This window comes from Frankia sp. AiPs1 (genome assembly GCF_023716945.1).
Classification (GTDB): domain Bacteria; phylum Actinomycetota; class Actinomycetes; order Frankiales; family Frankiaceae; genus Frankia.
On the sequence record NZ_JAMQQF010000473.1, the window covers coordinates 1 to 4765 of the forward strand.

At 72.0% G+C, this 4765-nt stretch carries 3 protein-coding genes and 1 pseudogene; all 4 read left to right on the plus strand.

Annotation, left to right across the window (positions count from 1 at the left end):
• Nucleotides 1-62: 62 nt before the first annotated feature.
• On the plus strand, nt 63-1199 hold the full coding sequence (gene wecB / locus ND748_RS25500) for a non-hydrolyzing UDP-N-acetylglucosamine 2-epimerase (protein WP_251748603.1): 1137 nt from the start codon (nt 63-65) through the stop codon (nt 1197-1199).
• A gap of 55 nt (nt 1200-1254) precedes the next feature.
• The gene (locus tag ND748_RS25505; protein WP_251748600.1) at nt 1255-2592 is read left to right on the plus strand and encodes a nucleotide sugar dehydrogenase; all 1338 of its coding nucleotides are present in this window, start codon (nt 1255-1257) and stop codon (nt 2590-2592) included.
• 132 nt (nt 2593-2724) lie between these two features.
• On the plus strand, nt 2725-4098 hold the full coding sequence (locus ND748_RS25510) for a choice-of-anchor P family protein (protein WP_251748602.1): 1374 nt from the start codon (nt 2725-2727) through the stop codon (nt 4096-4098).
• A 279-nt stretch (nt 4099-4377) separates the two neighbouring features.
• Nucleotides 4378-4765, plus strand: a pseudogene (locus tag ND748_RS25515) (glycosyl transferase); the annotation flags it as partial.

Here is a 4765-nt window from a genome sequence, read left to right on the forward strand (position 1 = left end):
GGCCGGGCGAGGGCCGGGTGACCCGGCCGCCCGGCCAGCGGGTTCCCGGACCTGCGCAGCCGGTGCCGCAGGTGGCCCCGGGGCCGCACGCGGTGGTCGTCGCGGGCGCCCGGCCCAACTTCGTCAAGGCCAAGCCGGTGCTGGACGCCCTGGCGGCCGGCGGGTTCCGTACCACGTTCGTGCATACGGGCCAGCACTACGACGAGGCGATGAGCGGGGTGTTCTTCGCCGAGCTCGACCTGCGCCGCCCCGATCATCACCTGGCGGCGGGCTCGGGCTCCCACGCCGTGCAGACGGCCGCGGTGATGACCGCCTTCGAGCCGCTGCTGGAGCGGCTGGCCCCCGACGTCGTCGTCGTGTTCGGAGACGTGAACTCGACGCTGGCCTGCGCGCTGGTGGCGGCGAAGGCGGGGGTGCGGGCCGCTCACGTCGAGGCGGGCCTGCGCAGCGGTGACCGGTCGATGCCCGAGGAGATCAATCGGATCGTCGCGGACCATCTCTGCGCCGACCTGTTCGCCACCTCGCCGGATGCGGTGGAGCACCTGCTGCGGGAGGGCGCCGCGCCACGGTCGGTGCACCTCGTCGGCAACGTCATGGTGGACACCCTGCTGGCCCGCCGCGACGAGGCGCTCGCCCGGCCGACCCTCGCCGACCTGGGGCTGCGTCCCGGCGGCTACGGGCTGGTCACCCTGCACCGGCCGGCCAACGTCGACGACGCCGCGGCGCTCGCCGGCCTGCTCGGGGCGCTCGGCGAGATCGCGACGCGCTGCCCGCTGGTCTTCCCGGCGCATCCGCGCACCGCGGCCCGGGTGGGTGGCCGGCTGCCCGCGGGGGTCCGCCTGCTCGGGCCGGTCGGGTATCTCGACTCGGTGGCGCTGCAGGCCGGCGCCCGGATCATCCTCACCGACTCGGGTGGGATCCAGGAGGAGTCGACGGTGCTCGGCGTGCCGTGCCTGACGCTGCGGGAATCCACCGAGCGCCCGCTTACGGTCACCGAGGGCACGAACCGGGTGGTCGGGCGCGACCGCCGGGTGGTCGTCACCGCGGCGCTCGACACCCTGGAACATCCGCCGCCGCCGCGCCGTCCGGCGTTGTGGGACGGGCAGGCCGGCCGGCGGATCGCCCGGGTGCTGGGGCGGGCGATGGGGCAACCGTCGGCGGGCGGCGCGGCCGTTGGTCCGGTGGCCGCCGCGCGATGAGGACACGATGAATCAGCTACGTCGCTTTATGTAATTAATAAGAAACACTCTGCTCATGTCATCGAACAAGCTGGTGGTGGTCGGGCAGGGCTACGTCGGTCTCCCGGTGGCGATGCGGGCCGTCGCCGTGGGCTGGCATGTCGTCGGGGTGGAGGTGGATCCCGACCGGGCCGCCCGGCTCGCGGCCGGGCGCTCCTACGTCGAGGACATCCCGGATCCCGCGCTCGCCGCGGCCCTGCGCAGCGGCCGGTACGAGCCGACCGGAGACTACGCGCAGGCCGACGGGTTCGACGTCGCGGTGATCACGGTGCCGACCCCGCTGCGCGAGGGCGCCCCCGACCTGTCCTACATCGTCGACTCGGCCCGCAGCCTGGCGCCGCTGGTCACCGCGGGCGCCACGGTGATCCTGGAGTCGACCACCTATCCCGGGACGACCGAGGAGCTGCTCGCGCCGCTGCTCGCCGAGGGCTCCGGACTGCGGCCCGGGGTGGACTTCCACCTCGGCTACTCCCCGGAGCGCATCGACCCGGGGAACCGGACGTGGAACCTGGTGAACACGCCCAAGGTGGTCTCCGGCACGGGCCCGGCGTCGCTGGCCGCCGTCACCGCCTTCTACGACAGCCTGGTCGAGCGGACGGTCCCGGTCGCCTCGACCCGCACCGCGGAGCTGACCAAGCTGCTGGAGAACACCTTCCGCCACGTCAACATCGCGCTGGTGAACGAGCTGGCGATGTTCGCCCACGAGCTCGGCGTCGACGTCTGGGAGGCGATCGACGCCGCGTCGACGAAGCCGTTCGGCTACCTGCGCTTCACTCCCGGTCCCGGCGTCGGCGGCCACTGCCTGCCCATCGATCCGTCGTACCTGTCGTGGCGGGTGCGCCGAAGCCTGGGGCGCAGCTTCCGATTCGTCGAACTGGCCAACGACGTCAACGACCACATGCCCGACCACGTCGTACGCCGGGTGACCGAGATGCTCAACGCCCGGCGCCTGCCCGTCGCGGGCAGCCGCATCCTGCTGCTGGGGCTGGCCTACAAGCGCAACACCGGTGACGCCCGCGAGGCGCCGGCGACCCGCGTCGCCGGCCTGCTGGCCGATCTCGGCGCCGAGGTGCACGCCGCCGATCCGCATGTCGATCCGGCCCGGCTGCCGGCCCGGGTGACCCTCGTCGAGGCGGGCGCGGCCGAGCTGGCGGCGGCGGATCTCGTGGTCATGCTCGTCGACCACGACGCCTTCGACCGCGAGACGGTGGCCCGGCACGCCCGGCTCGTGCTCGACACCCGCCGCTGGCTGCCCGGCCCCCCCGACGCCCGGCGATCGGACCCCGCCGCGATGCGGATACCCGCCCAGGCGACCCGGTACGAAGACGCCGGTCTCGCCGTGGAGTCCCTCTGACCCGCCCGTACGGCGACACGCCCGAAACTCACTGAACGAAGCTAACTACTTACAAGTAGTCGCCGAATCGGGCTCCCTCTTCCTAGGATGATCGCTGAAAGTAGCAATCTACTTACAGAAAGGAGGGATCTGATGCGAAGCTCGTTCCGCGTGGCACACCGGGTGGGACTGCGCCGGCTCACCGCCGGCGTCGTGTCCGGTGGCGTCCTCGCGGCCACCATGGTCGGTGTGGGGGTGAGTCCGGCCTCGGCCGTCGCCAGCCCCTTGGCCTACGAGCAGTACGCCTACGGGACATCGGTCGCGCTGGGCAGCACGGTGACGTCGGGGCCGACGTTCCCGGCCGGGATCTCCTGCACGACCCTGCCGAATCAGGCGAGCACCGCCGGGGGCCTCGTCAACATCCCCGGCGTGATCACGGCGGGCGCGGTGTTCCAGTCCGCGACCACCGCCGAGACGGGTCCGAACAACAACCAGGTCGCGGTCACCCGCAGCACGGTGGCCAACGTGAGCCTCCTGGGTGGGCTGGTCGGGCTCAGCGGTCTGGCGGTCACCTCGACCGCGGTCAACACCGGGACCGTCGTCGCGAGCGCCGGCACGGTCTCGCTGGGGAGCCTGACCGTGCTCGGCCTGCCGATCCCGCTGGGCGCCATCGGCCCGAACACGGTGATCGGAATCCCGGGCATCGGGACGATCACGCTCAACCAGCAGACGGTGGCGGCGAACGGGATCCGCACCATCGGGGCACGGGTGCAGATCCTCGCGGGGCCGAACGCCGGCCTGGACATCGCGCTGGGCTACACCCAGTCGCGTTTCCTGCCGAAGCCGCCGGTGTTCATGACCGGGGTGGCGTACTCGAACCTGATCGCGGCGGGTCCGCTGTCGGTGAGCCCGCTCATCGCGCAGAGCGTTCCCTGCAACGGTGGATCGACCACGGCGAACCTGGTCGGCATCAACCTGCCGGGCATCCTCAACACCGGGGTGATCACGGCGTCGGGGGCGGCGGTCCTGGGTAATCCCACCCTGGGCGCCACGAAGATCACGCTGGCCAACATCAACATCCTGAGTGGGTTGATCACGGCCAGTGCGATCACCTCGCAGGCGAACGCGTCGAAGGGCAGCGGCCAACCGGCCGTGCTCGATGCCACCGGCACCCAGTTCGCCGGCCTGTCGATCGCCGGGGTACCCATCCCGGTGAACGTGGCGCCCAATACCTTCATCCCGCTGCCCGGTGTCGGATACGTGGTGTTGAACCGCCAGATCCAGACCGCGAACGCGCTGGAGGTTCGGGCCGTCGAGGTGGTGATCCAGATCGCGGGTGTGCTTCCGGTCGGGGCCGTGATCCGGCTGGGCGTCGCCTCGATCAACGCGTCCGACAACGGGGCTGTCGCCCTGTCGGCGCCGATCAACGGGTACGACAGCCTGGAGCTGTCCTCCCCGCATGTCAGCGACCTCTGCGGTGGCGTGGCGGACCCGGCGAAGTGCCTGGGAGTGAGTGACACGCTGTAACCCGCGGGCAGACCGGCGCCCGGGGACGCACTGACCCCGTGGGCCGCGCGAACCCGAGGGATGCACCAGAACCCGCGAGGGTGCCCACGATTCTGGGGCGCACCCGCACGGGAGGCGGGCGGGTGGGGGTGCTTTGCCCTACCCGCCCGCTCGTGCGTCCGGCGTCGGATGTCGCGCCGTGCCGCCCGAACTCTCCGTGAGTGCTGTATCTCTCTGTAGTCATGTCATGGCTGTAGGTTGAGCACGTCGTGGAGGGAGTACCGGCGAAGGGTGGGCGCCATGCGAGTTGTCGTCGCGACGGAGGCACGGTTCCATCGGGGAGGCGACGACCGTGTGCTGGCCCCCACGCCCGGCGAGGCCTACTCGCACTGGTGCGGCTACCTGGGCGTCTTCGACGAGGTCGTGGTGCTCGCCCGGGTCGGCGCGGCGCCCGGTGACCCGGCGGCGGCAGCATCCTTCGCCGTCGACGGCGAGCGGGTCCGCGTCGTTGCACTGCCGCCCTATCAGGGACCGGCCGGCTACCTGCGCACCGTACGCTCGATACGTTCTGTGATTGCCGAGGGGCTCGATGCGGGCGGCCAGCTTGCTCCCAGCCCCCGGCAGCGCACCGTGGGCGCGGCCGCGGGTGCGGGTGCCGCACGCCGATCGTCGCCGCCCGGGCCGATCC

Coding starts and splice junctions, on each gene's coding strand:
- ND748_RS25505 (WP_251748600.1), top strand. CDS start 1,255: ATGTCATCGAACAAGCTGGTGGTGGTCGGGCAGGGCTACGTCGGTCTC.
- ND748_RS25510 (WP_251748602.1), top strand. CDS start 2,725: ATGCGAAGCTCGTTCCGCGTGGCACACCGGGTGGGACTGCGCCGGCTC.